The following is a 23,581-nucleotide window of genomic DNA, read 5'->3' on the forward strand; positions in this document are numbered from 1 at the left end:
CGCAATCTCAGGAGTCTGCTATTATTTCATGAGATTGCAACGCAGCCTATTGCTGCCTACAATGACAATTTGGTATCCACGTATAAACAAAGAAAGCCGAGTAGTAAACTCGACCTTTTAGGATACTATAACCAGTAAATAATTTTAGTGATGTACAACTGTTACAGCTCTACGATTATAAGCAAAAGCTTCTTCAGTATTACCAATCATAGCAGGTCTATCTTTACCATAAGAGATGGTATTTAATCTGCTATGGTCGATTCCTTTATGAACTAAGAATTTTTTTGCTGCTTCTGCTCTTCTTTCACCTAAACCTAAATTATACTCTCTGGTACCTCTTTCATCGCAATGTCCTTCCACAGTAGCTTTTACTTCAGGATGCTTTGATAACCAGCAAGCTTGTCTTTCTAGTTCTTCTTTAGCTTTTGGAGATAAAGAAGAACTATCAAAAGCAAACCATACAGCATTACCTGCATGTTTCTCGAAATCTTTCATTAATGATGTTTCTTCACACTGACTCATCATACCATCCATTTTTACGGTTCTTTTTGTTGTATTACACCCTGCAAGCACAAATAATGCAAGAAAAGCTAATGTAATTTTTGTTTTCATAATTAAACTCCTTGAGATTATAATTTATTAATATTGAATTCATTTTAGCTAGTTATAAAACTACACATAACCAAAAGCTATGTCAGTTAGTATATATCATTATTTTATTAGTTTAAAGGCTAAAATATTATAAAATGCAATTACTCATGAATAAATGTGGTAAAAATATCATTTTTATAATACGAAGTAGATACTTTGGATAAATATACAAATGAAGTTTAATGTAGAAAAGAGGAATCGATTTTGAAGCTTATAACCGGCAACATATATATAATATGTGAGGATCAAGCAATATTAGACAACGACGACAATTTTTGAAATAAAACGAGTATACTCACCATCTAATTAATGCACTACCCCAAGTTAAACCTGCACCGATAGCTGAAAATAGTAGAATATCACCTTTTTTTATTTTGCCTGATGCTTTTAGAGTACTCAAAGCAAGCGGAATAGAAGCAGCAGAGCAGTTAGCGTGTTTTTCTACGGTTTTCACTACTTTATGCTCTTCTATATTTAATAGTTCAGCGAGTTTATTTATAATACGGATATTTGCTTGATGAGGTATAAAATAATCAATACCGCTCACACTGAATTGATTAGTATGCAGCAAATCTTCTATAGATTGTTGCATTTTTTCTATTGCATGACGAAATAATTTTTGGCCCTGCATTATTATTTTCCCGCTAGTACCGTTCATGCTTATACCACCGCTTGTGTATAATATTTCATAATCAGCCCCGCTTGAAAAGATATTACTATCTATTAATCCGGAATCATCACTACTACGCTGTAATATTACGCTACCTGCTCCATCACCGAATAAAACACAAGTAGACCTGTCATTCCAATCTAAGAGCGAGGTCATTTTCTCGGCTCCTATAAGCAAAATAGTTTTATATTTACCGGACGCAATAAGAGAATCCGCCACTTGTAAACCATAAACAAAACCGGCACATACTGCTTGTAAATCAAAAGATGGTATATTAGTTAAACCAAGATAGCCATGTAGTTTAGTAGCAACAGAAGGAAAACTATTATCGGAAGTAGTAGTACATGTAATAATTAAATCAACATCATTTGCCGACACCCTCGCATCTGCTATAGCTTGTTCAGCTGATTTTAAAGCAAGATGGGAAGTATATTCATTATCGTCTGCTATATGACGTTGTGAGATGCCGCTTCTTGTTCTAATCCATTCATCATTAGTCTCTACAAATTTTGCAAGCTCATCATTACTAACTATTTTTGAAGGAAGATACCCGCCGCAACCAATAATTTTACAGGTCATAAAATCTTTAGGCTACTGCTTCTTCCGTTTCAATTCTCTTTGTTACTACTTGACGATTATTATAAGTACCATCGACTAAAGAAACGTGATGCGGAAGTTTATATTCACCTGTTTGCGAGTCAACTATTACGTTAACTTTGCCAAGTGCTAAATGCGAACGTCTCATATTACGTCTTGATTTTGATGTTTTCTTCTTTGGAACTGCCATTATAAGCCTCTCTCAATATAAATTAAAAAGTATTTGTCAAATTATTGAAGCAGTATATTATAATCATGTAATAAAATCTAGATAAAATTAAACTTATGAAAATTTTTATAACATACATTTTTAGTATATTAGCATTTTTTTCCTTAAGCGGCTGCAAAACTATCGAAAATAGAGGACAATCCATAGATGATGTAGCACTTGTAAAATTAGAGTCTAAAAAACTAAATAAAACAGAAGTCGTGGAGTTAATAGGTACACCTACTATGGTACCGGAGTATTCCCAAAATACCTGGTATTATGTTGAAAGAGTTATGTCTCAAAGAGCTTGGCTCAATCCAAAAATTGAAAAGCAGAAGATAGTCAAAATTAAGTTTGATGCTAATAATTTTATACAGGAAGTATTAGTAATAGATGATTCTCATAGACAAGATATAGAAACAGTACGTGAATATACTAGGACATATGGAACGGAACTTAACGGACTACAAAAATTTGTTAAAAATTTAGGGAGATTCAATAAAACTACTGACGGAAATAAAAACAAAAGCAAGAATAAGAGAAAGAGATAAGTAACTTAGTCACCATTGCTTACTATGTCATTCCTGCGAGAGCAGGAATCCATAATAAGTCATTCTAATAATACTTGATAAACCTATAAAAACAAGTTTTTATAGGTTTATCTGGATTCCCGCCTACATGGGAATCCAGTCATTACAAAACAAAAACTATCCAATATGATTTCGATATTTAGCAAATTAAAACAAAGTTTATCTAAAACTTCTAATAAAATATCGGAAGGTATAGACAAAATATTTTACAAGAAAAAATTAGATACAGAAACTTTAGAAGAGCTTGAAGAACTACTGATTGCAAGTGATATGAGCATTTCGGTAGTAACTAATATTATTGAAGAGTTTAAAAAGGTAAAATTTGACAAAGAAATAGATAGTGATACAGTAAAAGAAGCCCTAGCTGAATTAATAGAGCAGCAGCTATCAAAAGCAGAAATTCCTTTTACACTAAACGAAAATAAATTAAACGTAATTTTAGTTTGCGGTGTTAATGGAGCAGGTAAAACCACCACTATAGGTAAGCTTGCTGCCATGTACTCAGCACAAGGCAAAAAAGTAGCGGTTGCGGCCTGTGATACTTTTAGAGCAGCTGCCGTGAATCAGCTAAGCAGTTGGGTAGATAGAGCAAATGCACTACTTATTACTGGTGAAGAATCGGCTGACCCTGCGAGTGTTGCTTACCGTGCTATGGAAGAGTCAATAAAACAAAATATAGATATGCTGTTTCTTGACACAGCAGGTAGGCTTCATAATAAGAAAAATTTGATGGATGAACTGTCTAAGATTGTAAAAGTTATAACAAAACTAGACGGGCATGCTCATACTCATAGCATTTTAGTAATTGATGCTATTACAGGACAAAATACTTATAACCAAATCGAGCATTTTAACAATGCTACTAATTTGACAGGGCTTATCGTGACTAAACTCGACGGTAGTGCTAAAGCCGGAGTGCTTGTCGGAGTGGTACAGAAATTTAATCTACCTGTATACTTTATCGGTATAGGCGAGAAGATAGAAGACTTAAAAATATTCCACCGACATGATTTTGCTAAAAGTCTAGTGGGGTTGTAATGTTTTGCTGCGTGTGTGGGTACCGAGCCGTCATTGCAAGCATCCGTATGGCTGCACAGCAATCCAATACAAGTCATAAAAAACTCCTGAGATTGCTTCGTTAATTATTTCATAATTTCCTCACAATGACGGAAAGACGCACCACGCAGGCAATATCCACTCGCAATGACGATAGAATTCAAAATAAAATCACGAAATGACTCAAAAAAATACTTTATTACTCATAGACGGATACGGATTGGTTTTTAGAGCCTATTATGCACAACAACATTTAACTTCACCGAAAGGTGAGCCTGTCGGTGCTCTTTACGGCTTCACTTCAATGCTCCTAAAATTGCTGAGCGACTTTAAGCCTAAACATGTCGCTGTAGTATTTGACAGCGGCGGGAACAATTTTCGCCATCATATTTATCCTGAATATAAAGCTAACCGCCCGCCTCCACCTGAGGATCTAGTCGTACAATTACCATTAGTTCGGGATGTCGCTAGTAACTTAAACTTGCCTATTCTAGAAAAAAACGGCTATGAAGCCGATGACATTATTGCAACCTTTGCCGCTAAAACAGCTGCACTCGGCGAAGATGTAGTTGTCATCTCTTCCGATAAAGATTTATTACAGTTAATGAGTGAGAACATCAAAATATATGATCCTCTAAAAGGCAAATATATTACAGAGGATGATATTGTTAAAAAATTCGGTACTACTTCGGATAAATTACGTGAAGTGATGGCTTTAACAGGCGATAGATCGGATAATATTCCAGGCGTACCGTCCATTGGACCGAAAACGGCAAGTAGTCTTATAACACAATTTGGTTCTATAGAGAATATATTTAACTCTTTAGACCAAGTCTCAAGCGTAAAACAACGTGAAACTTTACAAAATTCTAAGGAAGATGCGTTAATTTCATGGCAGTTAATCGGACTTGATTCTAACATTGATTTAGATTTTCAGCTGAATAATTTAGAATGGTTACCTCCAAATAGTGATAAATTAACAGAATTTTTACAAAAATACGGTTTTAAATCTTTATATAAAAGAGCAGAAAATTTATTTGATATTAAAATTAATGATCACAAAGAAATAGTAGATAATAAAGTAACTGAAGAAAAAGAAATCAATAATGCTGGCGAGCTTGCGAATTTTGCTAAAGAAGCTGAGAAAATAGGAATATTCGGGATATATTTAGTGCAGCACAAAGGAGATAATCTTGCTTTTATTTTATCACTGCAAAACCAAAGCTATATTATAAAAATATCTAATACTTCTAATGATTTATTTCCTTATAATACTAAAAATAATAACGACTGGTTTTCAGATATAATCTTTAATTTACTAGCCGATAAATCCATAAAAAAAATTACCTACTCTCTTAAACCTCTACTTAAATTTTATGCAAACCAATCTCATAAAATTACGGCTATAGAGGATTTAGAACTAATGCAATATGCGTTATCTGCCGGTTTATCACAGAAAAATTTATTTGAAGAAGCTTTAAAAGAGGACAATATAATCAATGAATCAGCAAAAATAGTAGCAAATTTTATCTCACTTTATAAGCAAACTATATTAGCACTTAAAGATAATAAAGCCTTTAGACTGTATAGCGACATTGATTTACCTATTTGTTTTATCTTAGATAAAATGGAGAAAACAGGTATAAAAGTAGATGCAAATTATCTAAATCAGTTATCTGCTGAGTTTGGAGCAGAAATATCTATACTTGAAGAAGAAATTTTTGCTCTTAGTGGAACTAAATTTAATATCGGCTCACCCAAACAACTAGGTAAGATTTTATTTGAAAAAATGCAATTACCTTTTGGTAAAGCTGCGGCTAAAGCAATCTCTTACTCAACAGCTGCTGAAATACTCGAAAAACTTAGTGAACATGGATATAATATTGCAGATTTATTATTAAGATGGCGGCAACTTACAAAATTCAAGAATACCTACACCGATAGTTTGCCGAAACAGATAGATAATATAACAAGGCGAGTACATACGACATTTTTACAAACTTCTACCACCACAGGAAGACTTAGCTCACAAGAACCTAATCTGCAAAACATACCTATTCGCTCTAGGGAGGGGAATAAAATCAGACAAGCTTTTATTGCTGAAGAAGGCTATAAATTGATATCTGCAGATTATTCTCAAATTGAGCTTAGAATATTAAGCCATATCGCAAATATAGATACACTAAAACAAGCATTTATTAATAAAGACGATATCCATACTCAAACGGCTTGTCAAATCTTTAACTTGCAAAAACATGAACTAACTAGCGAACATAGACGTAAAGCAAAAGCGATAAATTTTGGTATTATTTACGGTATAAGTGCTTTTGGGCTTGCTAAGCAATTAAACGTTAGTAACAGCGAAGCATCCGAATATATCAAGAAATATTTTGCCGAATATAAAGGAGTACAAGAATATATGGAGCAAACAAAAGCTTTTGCAAGCAGCAACGGCTATGTCATAAATTTCTTTGGCAGAAAATGTTTTATACCTCTAATTCATGATAAAAAGCTTAAACAATTTGCAGAACGTGCAGCTATTAATGCTCCTATTCAAGGAACTAATGCCGATATAATTAAAATTGCTATGATCAATCTAGATCAAGAAATAGCAAAAAATAAGCTTAAAACCAGATTAGTACTGCAAATTCATGATGAATTACTATTTGAAGTGCCGGAGGATGAAGTAGAACTCGTAACGCCTATTATCAAAAAAATCATGGAAAACTCTACTAATATGGATGTACCGATTATAACCGAAATTAGAGCAGGTAATAACTGGATGGAAATTCATTGAATTATATAAAACTGTGTCAAGGCTTGTTGACATTGTTGCGTGGATACTATAGCCGTCATTGCTAGGATCGAAGCGACGTGGCAATCCAGAAAAATAATTAAAAAAATTTTTTGCTGGATTGCTTCGTCGCATTACTACGTAATTCTTATCGCAATGACGGAAAACCGGTCCACGCAACAACGCCGCTTTTGGCTAGGAATGACATCAAAATCATCAAGTACACTAAAATTTGATAAAAAATGATTTGATTAACTATAAAGCTTATTTAAGATCAGTACATTTTAATGATTACGAAGAACTATTTTTCGATAAAGTAGAATTTATAAGAGATTTGATAAGCTATGAAGTATCTGACGCTAAAACTTAAATAAAGTCATTTCAAGAAGCTATAGATAGTTATCTAGAAGATTGTAATATAGTCTGGTAAAATACCCGATAAACCTTTTAAAGGTAGTGTTAATGTAAGAATTGAGCCTGAACTACATAAAGAAATAAGCTGATATGCAATGCAACATAGCTATACTTTAAACGGTATAATTAAAAAAGCTTTGAACGAATTTATAAAAATATAAGAGGTTGTTTGCATCAATTATTTTAAAAATGAGCGTAATGTATGAAAAATTTTATATTCACATCTGAATCAGTTTCTGAAGGACATCCGGACAAAATGGCCGATCAAATTTCAGATACAGTACTTGATGAAATTCTAAAGCATGACCCTAGTGGTCGTGTTGCCTGTGAAACATTTGTAACAACCGGTCTAGTTCTAGTGGGTGGCGAAATTACTACTAGTACCTATGTGGATATTGAGCAAATAGTACGTAGCAAGATACAAGAAATCGGCTATAATAATCCAAATTATGGATTTGACGGTAGCTGTTGTGCCGTAATTTCATCCATCATGAAACAATCGCCCGATATAGCTATGGGTGTTGACAATGCAAATGACGATGAAATAGGTGCAGGAGACCAAGGTATGGTTTTCGGTTATGCATGTAATGAAACAGATAGCTTAATGCCTGCACCGATTTACTACGCTCATCTTTTAATGAGAAGACAAGCATATTTACGTAAACAAAATGTCTTGCCTTGGCTTAGACCCGATGCAAAATCACAAGTCACGTTACGATATGAAAATAACAAACCTGTTGCCATTGATGCAGTAGTTTTATCAACTCAGCATCATCCGGAAATACAACAAAAAGATCTTATTGAAGCAGTAATAGAAGAAATCATTAAACCTACCTTACCAAGCAGTTGGCTAAATAAAGACACTAAATACTTAATTAACCCGACGGGTAGGTTTGTTATAGGAGGTCCTGTTGCCGATTGCGGTTTAACCGGTAGGAAAATTATCGTGGACAGCTATGGAGGCATGGCAAGACACGGTGGCGGTTGTTTTTCAGGAAAAGATCCAACCAAAATAGATAGGTCTGCTGCTTATATGGCCCGCTATATTGCTAAGAATGTAGTAGGAGCAGGACTTGCCGATCGATGTGAGATACAAATATCTTATGCAATCGGTGTTGCTGCTCCCGTATCTGTGTACACTGAAACTTTCGGTACTAGCAAATTAAGCAACGAACAAATTACTAAACTAATAACACAACATTTTGATATGCGTCCTGGTAAAATTATTAAACATCTTGCACTTCGCACTCCATGCTATCAAAAAACGGCTTCTTACGGTCATTTCGGCCGTGAAGACGCAGATTTTACATGGGAGAAATTAGATAAAGTAGATATATTGAAGTGAGTATACCCCAAAGTGAAATGAAGAGTTGGTATACGCAGATCAACTTGAAAAACAGCAAGGAGTTTGTAAGCAAATGAGTGGGGCGTACAGAACATCCAAAGTCTTACAAAGACGACACAGCCAATTTTGCAAGTTCATCGAGTATAATTTATTGACATTTATTCGTAATACATGATTATTTTTATCCTTGTTTAACTAGTCAGTTGAAAATATAGCTGAGAATATAGATAATAATAGAAAATTCAGTAACTTAGAAAATTATGGATTATATCAAGCTAACAAAGAACAAATAATTAAAGAACTATAAGAAAAATGCTGAAATGATAAAGATGTAAACATACTTATCAAAGCACAAATACAAGCAAAATAGAAAGCCGGCCATCTATAGATATTTTCCGGTAAATGAAACAAAGTAATATTAACCTTAAACCGCTAGAGCTATCGGAATAACATAAGCAATTGAATGATGTCATAAAAGATATGGCACAAAAATACAAAATGACCATACCGAAAACAAAAGCGTCTCAGGAAATCACTCAAGTAGTTAAATATTATAGTGAAAATAAATTTAATGCAGAAATAACACCTATACAGGCTCAAAAATTAGTAGATGAATTTACGCAAGCAACACTAGATATTTTTGGAGAGAATAAATTAATAGACTCACCTACAATTGAAACAAAAAACGAGCATATTAATATACCGCCCCCGAACTTAGAAAAACAAGAAACTACTAATCTTAACTTGGATACAATACACTCAAAAAATTCGCCTGTATCAGGCTTTTTGGATGATGCTGTACTTAAAGAAGAAAAACAAAATTAAGTAGTAGACGATAAAAAAACAAGAAGTTAAAACCTATAATATATTCAATCAAAACTCAGAGCTTAAAAAACAAACTATCAAAAACAAGTTTTATAAGTATTTAAGCAAATTAACGGGAAAATTTGGATTAAAATCCATAAGTAATTATTTTAAAGAATTAATTAAAGAGCCAAATCTTAAGCAAAATATCAATTTAGAAAAAGATGCAAAGTTAATAGCAGACAAACATCAACTAACAAAATATATGGAGCTTAGCGATAATAAAAATAATAATGTAGTATTTAGCGGTAAAACAATATCAAAGCATATCACTCAATTATATATTTATTTTACCATCAATTCAGGTATTGCCTATGAAAAATTGACTCAAGGTTTCTACGTCATTCCTGCGAGGCATTGTTGCGTGTATACCACCACGTCATTGAGAGCAGTCGTAGACTGCATGGATCGATTTTATCTCTGTCCACCCCTTGCTTGACCACGGAGCGTTTTTCAAGAATCACACAATAATATCTCACAGCAATGACAGAGAAAGCCGAGCAACAACACTATTTACTATATCCTTTTAAAATCTCAAAATCTTGCACTTGGAGAAAAAACTGTTCAGATAATGTAATTTTTGCTACAAAATTCTTTACATCTTCACTTTGTAAATAGATTGTCGCTTTAGCATTACTATGATCTCCGTTATTAGTGCGAGCTGAAAGCAAGGTTACTATCTGCTCTAATTCTTCATAATTCTTGGGGTAAAGCTGTAACTCAAATTGTTTATTATTAATTGCATCCTCGATTGATGAAAAGCTTTTTGCCGTTAGTTTTATTCCTCCTTCATCTTTAACTACATCACAATTAACCACTACCAAACTTTTAACATCGAGTAAATGTACATAATCTTTTAAGACTTCTTCACTAAAAACACTAAGTTCAAAGATATTCTCAGGATCGGAAAGCACAAGCGTCACGAACCTGCCTCTTGCCGACATACGAGAATCCTTTTTTTGTATCACACCAGCAAGATTTACTCGGTTAGTACCTTCAGGTAAATTATTATACAAATACGCAGTATTTAAAATATTTAAACGACTAAATATTTCTTGATATTCCGTAAGAGGATGATTAGAGATAAATAAACCCATAGACTCAAATTCATAAAAGGCTAAAGTATTTTTATCGGCATAATCACTTGATACTAAAATAGTTGGACTTAAACTAGAAACTTTAATTAAGCTAAATTGATTAGATTCCTGCTCTTCGTGATATGAAGTTGAATAAGCAAGCAACTTTGAAATACTTAAAAATAATTGCAATCGATTATCATGTAGCTCATCAAAGCAGCCAGATTTAATTAAATTTTCCAATAATTTACTGTTAATAGACTTTGGCGGTAATCGTTCAATAAAATCAGTAATTGATTTAAAGGCTCCTCTTGCCTTTCGCTCATCTGTTACTAACTTACCGAAACTTGGCGTCACTCCCTTAATAGCACCTAAAGCGAAGATTATTGCTCTTTCTTCTTTGTCATATCCGGTACTTTCTATGTTATTCTCGCAAAAGCGGGAATCCATTTTCATTTCACTAGTTTTTTCTGGATCCACGCCTACACGAGGATGACATAGAGCACTGCCGAAATGACAAGTTGTAAAATACCCTTCAGAACTATTAATATTAGGAGCAATAATTTTTATACCGCTATCTTTTGCTTCTTGTAAAAATAAATTAATTTTATCATGATTATTTAATTCAAGGTTTAAACATGCTACTAAAAACTCAGCAGAATAATTAGCTTTAAGATAAGCAGTTTGGTATGAAATAACACCATAAGCCGCAGCATGGGCTTTATTAAAACCGTAACCGGCAAATTTAGCCACAGTTGCAAAAATGGATTTAGCTTGAGATTCCGAAATATTATTAGCAATCGCTCCTTTAACGAAGATTTCTTCATGCTCCTCCATTTCTTTCTTTATCTTCTTACCCATTGCTCTACGAAGCAAATCAGCAGCTCCTAGGGTATAACCGGCAAGAATCTGAGCAATTCTTTGTACCTGCTCCTGATATATCACCACTCCGTAAGTTTCTTCTAAGATTGGCTTTAATAGCTCATGTAAATAATCAGGCTGTTTTAATTTATGCTTACAAGCTATATAGGTAGGGATATTTTCCATAGGACCCGGACGATATAAAGCCCCAAGAGCTATCAAATCGTGTATAGAATCAGGTTTAAGGCGTCTAAGTGCATCTTTCATCCCAATACTTTCAAATTGGAAAACGCCGACTCCTTTACCTTTACACAACATTTGATAAGTCTTATTATCATCAAAGGTCATATTGTTAAAATCTACTTCTATTCCTTGCTCTTTAAGTAGTTTCTTACAATCGGTAATAACCGTTAGGGTTTGCAGTCCTAAAAAATCAAATTTAATTAAACCGGCAATTTCGGAATATTTCATAGAATAACCGACTACCAGCATATCAGAATTAGCATCTTTATATACCGGTACTATATCGACTAAATCAGTACATGCTATTACGATTCCTGCAGCATGAGTTGAGACATGCCTATGTAACCCCTCAAGAATTAACGAAGTATCAAGCACTAGCTTAATTAACTCCGCTTCACCCTCCAAATTATACAGCCCATTACCTTTAGCGGCATTTGCAAGCTCCGGAACTTCACGCATCGCCTGTTCAAGCGTAACTGGATTAACCGCACTAAAAGGTACAAGCTCCGTTAGATAATCAGCGAATTTATAAGGTAAACTCAGCACACGAGCAACATCCTTAATTACAGCCTTTGCCTGCATTTTACCAAAAGTTATAATCTGCCCTACTCGATTATGGCCGTATTTAGAACGTACGTAATTAATCACTTCCTCACGTCTTTCTTGACAAAAATCAATATCGAAGTCAGGCATCGAAATACGTTCGGGATTTAAAAATCTTTCAAATAATAAGCCGAATTTAATCGGATCGAGATCAGTAATAAGCAAGCTCCAAGCGACAACCGAGCCTGCTCCTGAACCTCTACCCGGTCCGACTAAAATCCCCTTTTTTTTACTCCATTTAATAAAATCGGATACAATCAAAAAATAACCGGCAAAATTCATATTACAGATAATATCCAGCTCATAATTAAGACGCGCAAAATATTCGGTTTTCAACTCTTCTTGATTCTCTAATGAAATATGTTCAGATTTAAACTTTGTAGCAAGCCTTGCAAGCAACCCTTCTTTTGCATCTTTTCTAATTAAATCCGTTTCACTAATATCTTTGGTAGCAAAATTAGGCAGCATCGGCGGGTTTGCATGTGCTGCAAAATAACAACGCTCTCTTAAATTCACAGTATTTTGTATGGCATTAGGTAGATCAGAAAAAATCTCTCTCATCTCATGCGGTGACCTAAAATAACAATTTTCACTAACTGTTTTACGATCAGGATATTCTTTAGTCACACCAGCTGATATACATAACAGCACATCATGTGCATCATGCATGCTTTTTTCGCTAAACAGAACTTTATTAGTAGCAACAAGCGGAATAGATAATTCCGAAGCTATCTTAATATAACTATCCTCAATAAACTGTTCTTCCGGCAGATCGTGCCTCATAATCTCAAAATAAAAACGATCTCCTAAGATTTCCTGTAGAGTGCGGGCAAACAACATCGCTTGTTCTTGCTCACGAGCTAGTAAGCATTTTCCGACAATACCGTCAGTATAACAACATAATGCTATTAGCCCTTCTTGATATTTGATTAAATCTTCAAAAGTAATATGATCGCATATCTTACGATCATTTTTAGTAAAAGTAAGGCTTGATAGTTTGAGTAAATTTTTATAACCGGTTTCATCTTTAGCTATAAGCAAAATTTGAGCAAAAATATCTACATCATATTTTATATTTAGAATAACTCCATGTATCGGCTGCAGTCCTTTTTTTACTGCATATAATGCAAATTCTAACGAGCCGAATAAATTGCCCCTATCTGCCAAACAAATAGCAGGCATTTTATTCGATGAAGCAAGTTCTACTATCTTCTCAAGCGTTAATGCACTTTCTAGAAAAGAATAAGAGCTTTGAGTTCTTAAATGAATAAATTCAGGTTGCATTTTTTATTAATGTTAAAGTTTATTGTCTTCATGACAATGTATCACCACGTTGCTTGACCACTTGGTCCAGTCTTTTTTAATTTTTTTTTGATACTGTGGTCAAGCCGCGGTATAACACCGAGTGTATTTTCCGTTCGATACACCAAGGCTACATCTTACTCCCAACTGCATAATATCTAAAACCGATTTTTCTCATTGCTTCATTATCTAGTATGTTTCTAAGGTCAATAATTATCGTGGATTGTACTAAATTATAAATTCCATGCCAATTAAGTTCTTTGAATTCTAACCATTCGGTTGCAATAACTATAATATCTACTGATTTACAGGCTTCATCTACCGAATCTAAATATAGCAAATTTTTATGTTCTAAATTCTTTTTAGCATTTTCAAGCCCAATAGGATCAAATGCTTTAACATATACATCTTTATTTAATAAGATCTTTACAATTTCGATTGCAGGACTGGCCCTAACATCATCTGTTCCTGCTTTGTATGTTAAGCCTAAAATTGCTATATTTTTACCTTTTAAATCTCCGTCTAACAAAGTAGCTATTTTATCTACCATATTACTTGGACGCTGCTTATTACTTGTAATTACTGCCTTAAGAATCTTACAATCGATATGATGATTTTCTACAAGATTATTTAATGCTAGAATATCTTTTGGAAAACATGAACCACCAAAACCAGGACCTGCATTTAAAAAATCTTGACCGATTCTTTGATCAAGTCCTACACCTTTAGATAAATCTTTAATATTGCCGCCAATTTTTTCGCATAAGTCAGCCATTTCGTTAATAAAAGCAATTTTGGTAGCTAAAAAACTATTTGAAGCATATTTAATAAGCTCACTCGTCACTAAATCGGTAATCACAAACTTTGCTCCTTGTTCTATTAAAGGTGCATAAATTTTTCGTAAAATTTCCTCTGATTCTTTATCATGTACACCGATAACTATACGATCAGGATATAAAAAATCTTCTACCGCATTGCCCTCTCTTAAAAACTCAGGATTAGAAGCAACATTAAATAAAAAACCTTGTGAGTTTAAAGAAGCTATAATATTACTGCAACTACCAGGCGGAACAGTAGATTTTATGACTATTAAACAATCTTTATTTATATGCTTAGAAACTTTATTAATAGCATCATAGACATATTTTAAATCTGCTTCTCCCGACTCTTTTGAAGGCGTACCGACCGTAATAAATATTGCCTCGGCATTTTGAAGTTCATTATTATAAATATTTGTAAATTTTAACCTATTAGCTTCTAAAGCTTGCTTAAGATATTCATCAAGCTTAGCTTCATAAATCGGCAATATTTGCTTATTTAATTTGGATATTTTCACCTCATCATTATCAAGACAAGTAACATTATGGCCTAAATAGCTCATAATAATACCTGAGACTAATCCAACATATCCGCTACCGATAAATGTAATATTCATAATTTTTTGTGATTTTTATATTAAATTTTTAAATTATACGTTATATTCCAAGTGTATACCTCAAATAAAATGAAGAGTAGTATAGACGAAGATCAACTTCAAAAAGAGCAAGCAATCCACAAGACTAGGAATGGATGGTATACTTCAATACGTGAGTACCGCAGTACTTGTAGGATGACGTAGCAAATTTTTGAAGTTCGTAGAGTATATAAAGCTTTTATCATATTTCAATAGATTTACAAGCTCAAATGAATTTTATTAAAAAAATCTTTATTAGTATTTTGATAATTCTAATGTCATTATCTTTGGCTATAACTCTCACTGTTTATAGTGCAAATAAAGGACTCTTAAATGAACCTTTGAAAAAAATAATTGAATTTTATTTAGGTAAAAATGATATAAAGGCTGTGCTACATAATTTAGAATTTAAAGAAAACCGATTATCCATAGATAAAATTTCCCTAAGTCTTATAGATAATGCTAGAGGAGAAATTAACGATTTTAATCTTTTCTTTAATTTCAAAAATTTCTTCTCTAATTCGTTAATAGAGGCTAATTTTAATATTGATCAAATTTCCATAATCTCAAATAACGATGAAGAGATTATAAATACTTCAACAACCGGTGATTATTCGTTAAATATAATTAAACAAGATTCCCTAACCGACATACGGCTAACTTCAATAAAAAGTGATATCTTAACGGATGAGCAAGGAGCATACTTACCTCTAGGAAATGCTTTATGCTCATATAAAACCGCCTATTCTAAAGATAATACAAAGATAGTTAATTGCAAACTCACATTTGGGGATAAAGCTTTTTTATCACTAAGCGGTATAATAACTGATAAAAATATTGATGCAAGTGCAGCTGCCGCAAATATGCCTTTAATAATTTATCAAACAGTCGAAAAAATTATTCCGGATAATCCTATAATATCATATTTACGAAAACATATAAAACAAGGTTACATCCAAAACGGAGAATTAAAGATTAAATTAGATAAAAATTTTTTAAAAAAAAATATTTTAGTAGAAGATAATTTAAAAGCAAATTTACATATCTCGAATTTTGAATATAAATATCATACAGATTTACCGCCTTTGACTAAAGTTGATACTAATATAATCATTTCAGGACCAGAAATAAAATTTCTAATTAATGAAGCATATAGCGGTACAAGTGTTGTGTCAGACGGTATTATGACTTTCAAATGGGAAGGACCGGATAAATCACAATTTATTTTTAATGCTACTGCTAAAGGTGCAATTAACGACCTAATTGCCTTTATTCCACATGATGCATATCAAAATATTAAAGCTCAAGAGATTGATCTTAAACAAATCAAAGGAACAGCAAATTCAATAATAGAGCTAATAATTCCTATTAGCCCAAATATCCCTAATAGCTATAATGTTTTGTCGACATTAACAAATATCTCTTTTAACACCTTAGACAATAATATCATATTACAAAACGGTGAAGCCAAAGGTAGTTTTAAAGATAATAAACTAAATATTAGTGGTAAAGGTAAAATTAATAATTATATAAGCAGCTTTACTTATGATCATGATATATCAGATAAAAATAATGAGTGTTTACTTAAAATAAAAAGTAATATTACGGCAAATAATCAAAGATTTGGAGTATTTAAATTAATTTCAGGCAGCACCGTTTTAAATTTTGAGTATAAAAAACAGCATAATAATGAGAGTTTGATGACCGTTAATTCTAATCTTGATAATTTAGAATTTTATATAGATAAAGTATCTATTCATAAAAAATTACATAAAAAAGCTAATTTATATTTATATATTAAATTAAATGATAAAAATTTGGATAGCAATATTGAATTTAACCTTTCAGGGCAGGATAATCTAAAAATTAACGGTAATGCCTTAATTAAGAACAATATTTATAATATTAATCTAACCTCTGTTAAACATAATCATACGGATTTAAAAGGAAAAATAATCATAGATAACCATAATCTTAATACGGAACTTTATGGAAGCGGATTAGATTTATCAAATGCTGATATGATGCAGTTTTTAGAAAAAGAGGTGGATTCTACACGTAATATCAATTTAAAAACTACTATATCAAAAATAATTTTAAAGAATAATATAATTCTAGGTAATCTTGATTTAGCAATTAAATGTGATAAAGTGCGTTGTTTCTACGGTTTTCTAAATGCTGATATTGATAATAAAAAAGTTAAGATGTCGCTTACCGCTAAAGAAACTTTTGAACAATGGCTAATTGAATCCGATAATGCCGGAGCATTACTTCAGGGACTCGGAATGTATACCACTATGCAAAACGGTCAGATTAACATCAACTTAAATACAAAAAGATATGAAGTAAAAAAAGGGGAAATAGTGCCGATATTAGACGGCAAATTTTCTATAAAACATTTTACGGTAGTCGATACTCCTTTTTTAACACGGCTTGTTTCCTTTGTTTCGTTGCCAGGTTTTCTTAGTTCAATAACTAATAATAAAAATATTTTATTTGAAGATATGACAGGTAAATTTAATTATAGAGGAAATATAATTACAATTTTCGATACGGAAGCACATGGACCGTTCTTTGATTTTACTATGAAAGGTAATATTGATACCAAGCAGCAATTAATTACGGTTAAAGGAAATGTTATTCCTTCATTTTTCTTAATGAGTACTATTGTAACTAAAATACCGGTAGTCGGTAAAATATTTTCCAAAGTAGCACCTTACTCCTTAAAAATGAACTATAAATAGTTATATTCTGTGTACAAAAAATTATATTTAATCGGTATTTTACTTTTAGGCTTAATTTCCGGTCTTACGTTTAATTTAATTTTTTTCACGGTTCCATACCAATTATCCGAAGCAAAATACACCACTGATATAATAGGTTCGATATCACTAGCTGCTTTTCCGTATTGCTTAAAGGTCATATGGTCACCTTTTATAGATAAATACTCTATACCTTTTTTATGTTCTAAATTCGGTCACAGGCGTGGCTGGGCATTGGTATCACAAATATTTTTAATCATAGCGATGACAGGGTTCTTAAACATAAGCCCTTGTAATAACTTATATATTACTGCAATTATCTTATTTATTATTTCATTCTGCAGTTCTACACAAGATATTGTACTTGACGCATATAGAATTGAGAGACCTATATCTAAAGAAGAGCTTTCAATGGCTTTTACCTTTAGTAGCATCGGGTTTCGTTTAGGTATGTTACTTGGCAGCATCGGTGCTTTATATTCATCAATTATTTTCGGCTGGAATATAGTATATAAATTTGCTTTATTCATTAATATAGTTGGACCTATAGTAATCTTATGTATCAAAGAACCGAAACCTAAAGAAAAACGTCATACGGCTAATAATTTAATAGGATTAAAACAATATTTTGAAGTTATTAAACAAAGTATTATATCCTTAAAAAATGAACAACAATATTTATTGCTAATTATATTATTTGTCTTTTTATATAAAGCTGCAGATTCCATACCTATGGCTATGAGTTCGCCCTTATTTATAGATTTAAGTTTTACTACTCACGAAATTGCCGTTATTTACAAAGCTTACGGGTTACTGATCATGATAGTCGGAGGAGCTTTAGGAGGAGTTTTAGATGCAAAAATAGGTATATTTTATAGTATCTTAATTGGCGGAGTTATTCAATTATTGTCACCTCTTATGTTTATGATTCTTGCGACCATCGGCTATGATATAAGGATATTTATAATAACCGTTACAGTACAAAATTTTTGTACAGGCTTTGCAGGAACTATTATCTCTATCTATTTTGCTAGTCTTTGTAATAGTGAATTTGTTGCCACACAATATTCTATTCTTGCATCTTTTAGCTCTCTTAGCCGTATTATTCTAGCTAGCATTGGCGGTATTTGTGCAAAATATCTTACTTGGTCTGTATTCTTTTTAGGTAATACTCTGTTTAGCATGTTATTTATACCGATATTTTATAAAATATATAGAAAAAAACTAGACTTTGTGAATCTTTCTAAAAAGATATGACAATTATTAAAAAAGGTTTATAATATTGATATATATACTTCTGCAAAATGAAGAGTCGGAATTTTTATGCAATTATATAGTTTTCAAGAACATTTATTAGAATTAAAAATAAGACTGCTTAGAATATTTACTGCTTTTATAATTATATTTGCTCTTTGCTATTATTTTAGCGACAATATTTATAGTTTTTTACTAAAACCGCTTGCTAAGCTAAGTGGTGATACGGTACGAAATATAATTTATACAGGGCTTACAGAAGCATTTTTTACCTATATTAAACTTGCAGCTTTTACTGCTTTTACTATTATTATACCTATAATTGCTTTGGAGTGTTATTTATTTATCAATCCAGGGTTACATCACCATGAAAAAAAAATTATCGCTTTTATTCTTTTTATGTCACCTATTTTATTTTGGTGCGGTAGTATTTTTGTTTTTTACTTTGTAATGCCAAAAGCTTGGAATTTTTTTCTTAGTTTTGAAAAACGTGATATGATAGTACCGATAGTTTTAGAAGCAAGAATTAGCGAGTATCTAAATTTAGTTATTCATTTAATTATTGCTTTTGGAGTTGCTTTTCAACTACCGATTGTGATAATAATATTAAATATACTAACAATAGTTAAGGTACAAACACTTAAAAAAAAAAGACGCATTGCCGTGGTAATTAACTTTATTATTGCAGGAATATTAACGCCTCCTGACATTTTAAGCCAGTTTGCTCTTGCAATACCACTACTTTTATTATATGAAACTTCAATAATGATATGTAATTTTATAGAAAAACCGAGGACACTAAATGTTAAGTATCAAATGGATTAGAGAAAATCAAGAATTATTCGATGAAAAGCTTAGCAAAAGATTTATTGAACCTATGTCTAGTAAAATTGCTATGCTCGACGGAGAGAAAAGAAAAATTACGAGTTTAATTCAAGAATTTCAGCATGCACGTAAGGTAAAATCAAAGATTTTAGGTAATATGGCTTCTAAAAGCGGCGAAGAGTTTGAAGCGATACAAAGAGATGTCAAACATATAAATGAGAAGTTGGAAGAACTTGAACAGGATCTAAATAATAATAACGAATTAAATGAACTATTAAATATGCTTCCTAATATTCCGGACGAAGAAGTACCTTACGGAATGGATGAAAGTATGAATAAATTAGTTCGTACTTACGGAGAGACAAATCCAAATGCTTTAAATAAACAGCATTTTGAACTAGGTACAAAATTAAATTTAATGGATTTTGAACAAACTGCTAAAATTTCTGGAGCTAGATTTGTAACGTTAAAAGGTGATTTAGCAAAGTTAGAACGTGCTTTAATTAATTTTATGATTGATGTTCATACTAAAGAGTTTAACTTCTTTGAGATGTCACCTCCAGTATTAGTTCGAGATAATGCTATGTATAATTCAGGACAACTACCTAAATTTGCTGAAGAGTCTTTTGCAACAACAAATGGTTACAGACTAATTCCAACCGCAGAAGTATTTTTAGTAAATATAGTCGCCGATACTATAATACCAAGGGAAAAATTGCCGATGCGTTATGTTGCTTACACCCCGTGCTTTAGATCAGAAGCAGGTAGTAGCGGTAGAGATACAAGAGGTATGATCAGATTACATCAGTTCGGTAAAGTTGAGCTAGTATCTATTACTACCCCGGAAGAATCAAAACATGAGCATGAATATATAACTAATTCATCAGAGACTATTTTACAAAAACTGAATCTTCCTTATCGTGTTATGTTACTTTGCACCGGAGATATGGGATTTGCGGCAAAAAAAACCTATGATATAGAGGTGTGGCTTCCGGGACAAAAGCAATATCGTGAAATTGCTAGCTGTTCTAATTGTGGAGATTTTCAAGCACGTAGAATGAAAGCAAGATATAAGGAATTCGGCAGTAACGAAACTACCTTAGTCCATACTTTAAATGCTTCAGGATTACCTATCGGAAGAACTATGGTTGCAATACTTGAAAATTATCAGAATGAAGATGGCTCAATAACTATACCTGATGTCTTGATAAATTACATGGGAGGGTTACAAAAAATCACTACACATGGTGAATAATTGTTTATTAAATGTAAATAATAAGGTAAAGTTTTGTTGTCTCCTTACTATTCATTTATTCGAGTATATCTTAAAAATTGGCTCTGTATGGTAGAAGATGCGGTTGCGTGGGTTGATTTTTTCGTTGTCACCACGTGGCTTGATCACGGGGTCCAGCAAAAAACTTACAATACTAATTTTTAGTATTACAAACTAGACCCCGTGGTCAAGCCACGTGGTGACACAGTATACAAAACGATAATTTAAATTCAGGTTATTTGTGTTTAGTGATTTACGAAAATTTGACAAAGATATATATAATTATGATGCTCCTAATTTTATACCTATAGCATGTCATTATAATGAAAATACTTTACTGACCAAAGACGGTAAATTACTACAAATTATAAAAATACACGGAATTAATTCAGAGAAAATAAGCGATAACATACAAAATTTACGTGAAATGGTTAGAGTTTCTATAAAAAAGAATATAACCGATTATGATTTTGCTTTTTGGCTACATACAATACGAGAAAAACAAAATTTAGATGATTCCACTCCTTACAAAAAATTATTACCAGCAAATATTCATGCACTATGGCAAAAAAAAAACCATTGGAATGATAAATTCGTTAATACTTTATATATATCTATAGTACATGATTCTGCTAAAGTTGACATCAAAAATTTTAACTCTTTAATAAATTCTTTATCTAATAAATTAATTACTGATTTTGAAAATAATTATTTAGATTCAGCTTTTCAAAAACTAGAAAATATCACTAATAATATTTTAAAAGATTTAAATGAATTCGATGCTGAGAAACTTGGTATAGTATTTGAAAATGATAATGTTTTTTCTAATCCTTTATTTTTATATAATCGAATAGCTAACCTTAATAATAATGATTGTTTGGTACCTATAATAGATTTATCCGATGCACTAGGTAGAAGTATTTATACAATTAGCGGCGATAAAATGGTAGTTACGGATTATGAGAAAAATAACAAATTCACTTCTTTACTATCTATAAAAGAATATCAAGAAACTTCTTCTAATACACTGGATAAATTTTTACAGTTACCGATTGAATTAATAATAACTGAAATATTTTACTTTGTTAGCAAAAAACACGTAATATCCAAATTGCGTGGTCAAGATTATATTCTAAAAATTACTAATGACTCAATTTTACTTAATCATAAAGGGATTGATAAGCTTGATGAAGCTAATTTAGATTTTCAATTTTGTAATCAGCAAATTTCAATTGCCGTTATAGAAGCAGATGAAAATAAACTAGATGCAGCCGTAGCTAAAGCATCAACTGAACTTTTTAAACTTGGTATTATTCATGTAAAAGAAGATATTAATATTGAACAAATATTTTGGTCGCAGTTACCTGCTAATTTTGCCTTTATCCGTAGAATGTCACCATTACCAGTAGAATATATTGCTTCTCTTACCGCTCTTCATAATACTACACTCGGTAATCAATATAATCCTTGGGGTAAGGCTATAACTTTACTTCGAACCGAGAAAGGTACTCCATATTTCATGAATTTTCATGATAAAACGAATAAAGGTAATACTTGCATCTTTGGTACGGAAAAAACCGGCAAAACCGTATTATTGAACTTTCTAATATCAGAATCGACTAAATACAATCCAACAATAATTTATATCTCCAATAATAATGATTCTAAAATTTTTATCGAGTCAATAGAAGGCAAATGGTTAGAACCAGACAAACAAATTATCAATCCATTTTTAGTAGATGATACAGAAAAATCACAAGCCTTTATTTTAGAATTTTTAAAATTAATCAGCGGTCATTATATTTCACCTCTTAGCGAAATGGAAATATCCTTTCTAAAAAAATTAAAAAATAAAATTTTATCAATTGAAAAAGAAAAACGTATTTTTTCCGATATTTTACAATTAGAGGATTTTAAGGAGGAAGGAGGAATACAAATACTTGATAAACTCAAAGTTTTTACCGAAGGACAGTTATATTTCGGATTATTTGACGGACCATCTATTAACATTGAAGAAGGGAAAGTTATAGGGTTCAATTTATATAAACTATCTGATGAGCCGTTTTCTAAACAATTTTACCCAATAGAGAGAAAATTTTTAGAACAATTTAATAATAATTTGAAGAAACACCAAAGTATTAGTGCAGCAGCAATTTATGCTTTTACTTATCATTTAAGCCTCGTTGGCACAAAACCTAAAATATTTGCTGCCGATAATTTTGATACACTTTACAGACCTGAAGTTTATTATGATAATATAAATTTAATCTATAATAATTTATCTAAAAATAACGGTGTTTTCGTCAGTAATTTCAATTTTATTTATCTTAAGTCATATCCAAAATATACTATAAAACCTTGGCTTGATTTAATTAATACTAAAATTATTCTACCGTCTGACGTTAAAATAGAAGATTTAGATAAAATTTTAGGTTTAAGCGAGGCGGAAATACGAAAATTATCACAGCTAATACTTTCTGCAAGAATGTTCTTAATTAATAAGGATAATGAATCGATAGCTTCTGAATTAAGTATTGCCGCTTTAACAGGAATTGTCCGTATTTTATCAAGCAGACAAGAGGAAATGGATATTTATAAAAAAATACTTGAACAACACCAAGGTCCTCCGGATAATTGGATTAATTACCTATATAATGAGTTAAATACGGACTGATGCGAATAGCTTAATAAAAAATACTAATAATTTTAATATTTTAAACTGGATCCCGTGGTCAAGCCA

The 23,581-nt window shown here is 31.8% G+C and carries 16 protein-coding genes and 1 pseudogene; 12 read left to right on the plus strand and 5 right to left on the minus strand.

Translation table 11 applies throughout. From position 1 onward, the window contains the following. Positions 1–144: 144 nt before the first annotated feature. The 3 genes from pal to rpmF form a co-directional block, all read right to left on the minus strand. Entirely contained in the window at positions 145–612 is a 468-nt protein-coding gene (pal, locus tag A1C_RS05365) for a peptidoglycan-associated lipoprotein Pal (RefSeq protein WP_012150064.1), read from the minus strand. A gap of 334 nt (positions 613–946) precedes the next feature. Continuing rightward, entirely contained in the window at positions 947–1,900 is a 954-nt protein-coding gene (locus A1C_RS05370; protein ID WP_012150065.1) for a beta-ketoacyl-ACP synthase III, read from the minus strand. A 7-nt stretch (positions 1,901–1,907) separates the two neighbouring features. Then, positions 1,908–2,108: a 50S ribosomal protein L32 gene (gene rpmF, locus A1C_RS05375; RefSeq protein ID WP_012150066.1), complete on the minus strand. Its 201-nt coding sequence runs from the start codon at positions 2,106–2,108 to the stop codon at positions 1,908–1,910. Between the two features lie 95 nt (positions 2,109–2,203). On the opposite strand from rpmF, the gene A1C_RS05380 reads away from it, so the two are divergent. The 7 genes and pseudogenes from A1C_RS05380 (at position 2,204) to A1C_RS09320 (ending at position 9,507) form a co-directional block, all read left to right on the plus strand. Beyond that, a complete protein-coding gene (locus A1C_RS05380; RefSeq protein ID WP_012150067.1) occupies positions 2,204–2,677 on the plus strand; it encodes an outer membrane protein assembly factor BamE in 474 nt (157 codons plus the stop codon). 165 nt (positions 2,678–2,842) lie between these two features. Next, positions 2,843–3,754, plus strand: coding sequence for a signal recognition particle-docking protein FtsY (gene ftsY / locus A1C_RS05385; RefSeq protein WP_012150068.1), 912 nt, complete (start codon positions 2,843–2,845; stop codon positions 3,752–3,754). A gap of 196 nt (positions 3,755–3,950) precedes the next feature. Beyond that, positions 3,951–6,569, plus strand: a complete 2,619-nt coding sequence (gene polA, locus A1C_RS05390) for a DNA polymerase I (protein ID WP_012150069.1) — start codon at positions 3,951–3,953, stop codon at positions 6,567–6,569. A gap of 428 nt (positions 6,570–6,997) precedes the next feature. Then, the gene (locus tag A1C_RS08910) at positions 6,998–7,069 is read left to right on the plus strand and encodes a toxin-antitoxin system HicB family antitoxin (protein WP_232279141.1); all 72 of its coding nucleotides are present in this window, start codon (positions 6,998–7,000) and stop codon (positions 7,067–7,069) included. Positions 7,070–7,182: 113 nt separating this feature from the next. Then, on the plus strand, positions 7,183–8,325 hold the full coding sequence (gene metK, locus A1C_RS05400; RefSeq protein ID WP_012150070.1) for a methionine adenosyltransferase: 1,143 nt from the start codon (positions 7,183–7,185) through the stop codon (positions 8,323–8,325). A 480-nt stretch (positions 8,326–8,805) separates the two neighbouring features. After that, positions 8,806–9,150, plus strand: a complete 345-nt coding sequence (locus A1C_RS08250; protein ID WP_012150071.1) for a hypothetical protein — start codon at positions 8,806–8,808, stop codon at positions 9,148–9,150. 76 nt (positions 9,151–9,226) lie between these two features. Further along, positions 9,227–9,507: pseudogene (locus A1C_RS09320) on the plus strand (hypothetical protein). A 191-nt stretch (positions 9,508–9,698) separates the two neighbouring features. Here A1C_RS09320 and dnaE read toward each other — a convergent pair. Both dnaE and A1C_RS05415 read right to left on the minus strand, forming a co-directional pair. Continuing rightward, positions 9,699–13,256 (minus strand): DNA polymerase III subunit alpha, encoded by a 3,558-nt coding sequence (gene dnaE, locus A1C_RS05410; protein ID WP_012150072.1) that lies wholly within the window; start codon positions 13,254–13,256, stop codon positions 9,699–9,701. 148 nt (positions 13,257–13,404) lie between these two features. Continuing rightward, complete coding sequence (locus A1C_RS05415) at positions 13,405–14,709, minus strand: UDP-glucose dehydrogenase family protein (protein WP_012150073.1); 1,305 nt, start codon at positions 14,707–14,709, stop codon at positions 13,405–13,407. Positions 14,710–14,957: 248 nt separating this feature from the next. Between A1C_RS05415 and A1C_RS05420 the strand changes: the two genes are divergently transcribed. From A1C_RS05420 to A1C_RS05440, 5 genes are all read left to right on the plus strand, one after another. Then, a complete protein-coding gene (locus A1C_RS05420; RefSeq protein ID WP_012150074.1) occupies positions 14,958–17,471 on the plus strand; it encodes a YhdP family protein in 2,514 nt (837 codons plus the stop codon). A gap of 9 nt (positions 17,472–17,480) precedes the next feature. Continuing rightward, positions 17,481–18,746 carry an MFS transporter gene (locus tag A1C_RS05425; RefSeq protein WP_012150075.1) on the plus strand — a complete coding sequence of 422 codons (1,266 nt, stop codon included), beginning with the start codon at positions 17,481–17,483 and terminating at the stop codon, positions 18,744–18,746. A gap of 66 nt (positions 18,747–18,812) precedes the next feature. Next, on the plus strand, positions 18,813–19,568 hold the full coding sequence (gene tatC / locus A1C_RS05430) for a twin-arginine translocase subunit TatC (protein ID WP_012150076.1): 756 nt from the start codon (positions 18,813–18,815) through the stop codon (positions 19,566–19,568). Beyond that, on the plus strand, positions 19,546–20,823 hold the full coding sequence (gene serS / locus A1C_RS05435; protein ID WP_012150077.1) for a serine--tRNA ligase: 1,278 nt from the start codon (positions 19,546–19,548) through the stop codon (positions 20,821–20,823). Before tatC ends, serS begins: the two co-directional genes overlap by 23 nt. Positions 20,824–21,082: 259 nt before the next feature. Then, the gene (locus A1C_RS05440; RefSeq protein ID WP_012150078.1) at positions 21,083–23,515 is read left to right on the plus strand and encodes a VirB4 family type IV secretion/conjugal transfer ATPase; all 2,433 of its coding nucleotides are present in this window, start codon (positions 21,083–21,085) and stop codon (positions 23,513–23,515) included. The last annotated feature ends 66 nt before the right edge of the window (positions 23,516–23,581 follow it).

Origin of the sequence: Rickettsia akari str. Hartford (genome assembly GCF_000018205.1) — a bacterium.
Taxonomy (GTDB): Bacteria; Pseudomonadota; Alphaproteobacteria; order Rickettsiales; family Rickettsiaceae; genus Rickettsia; species Rickettsia akari.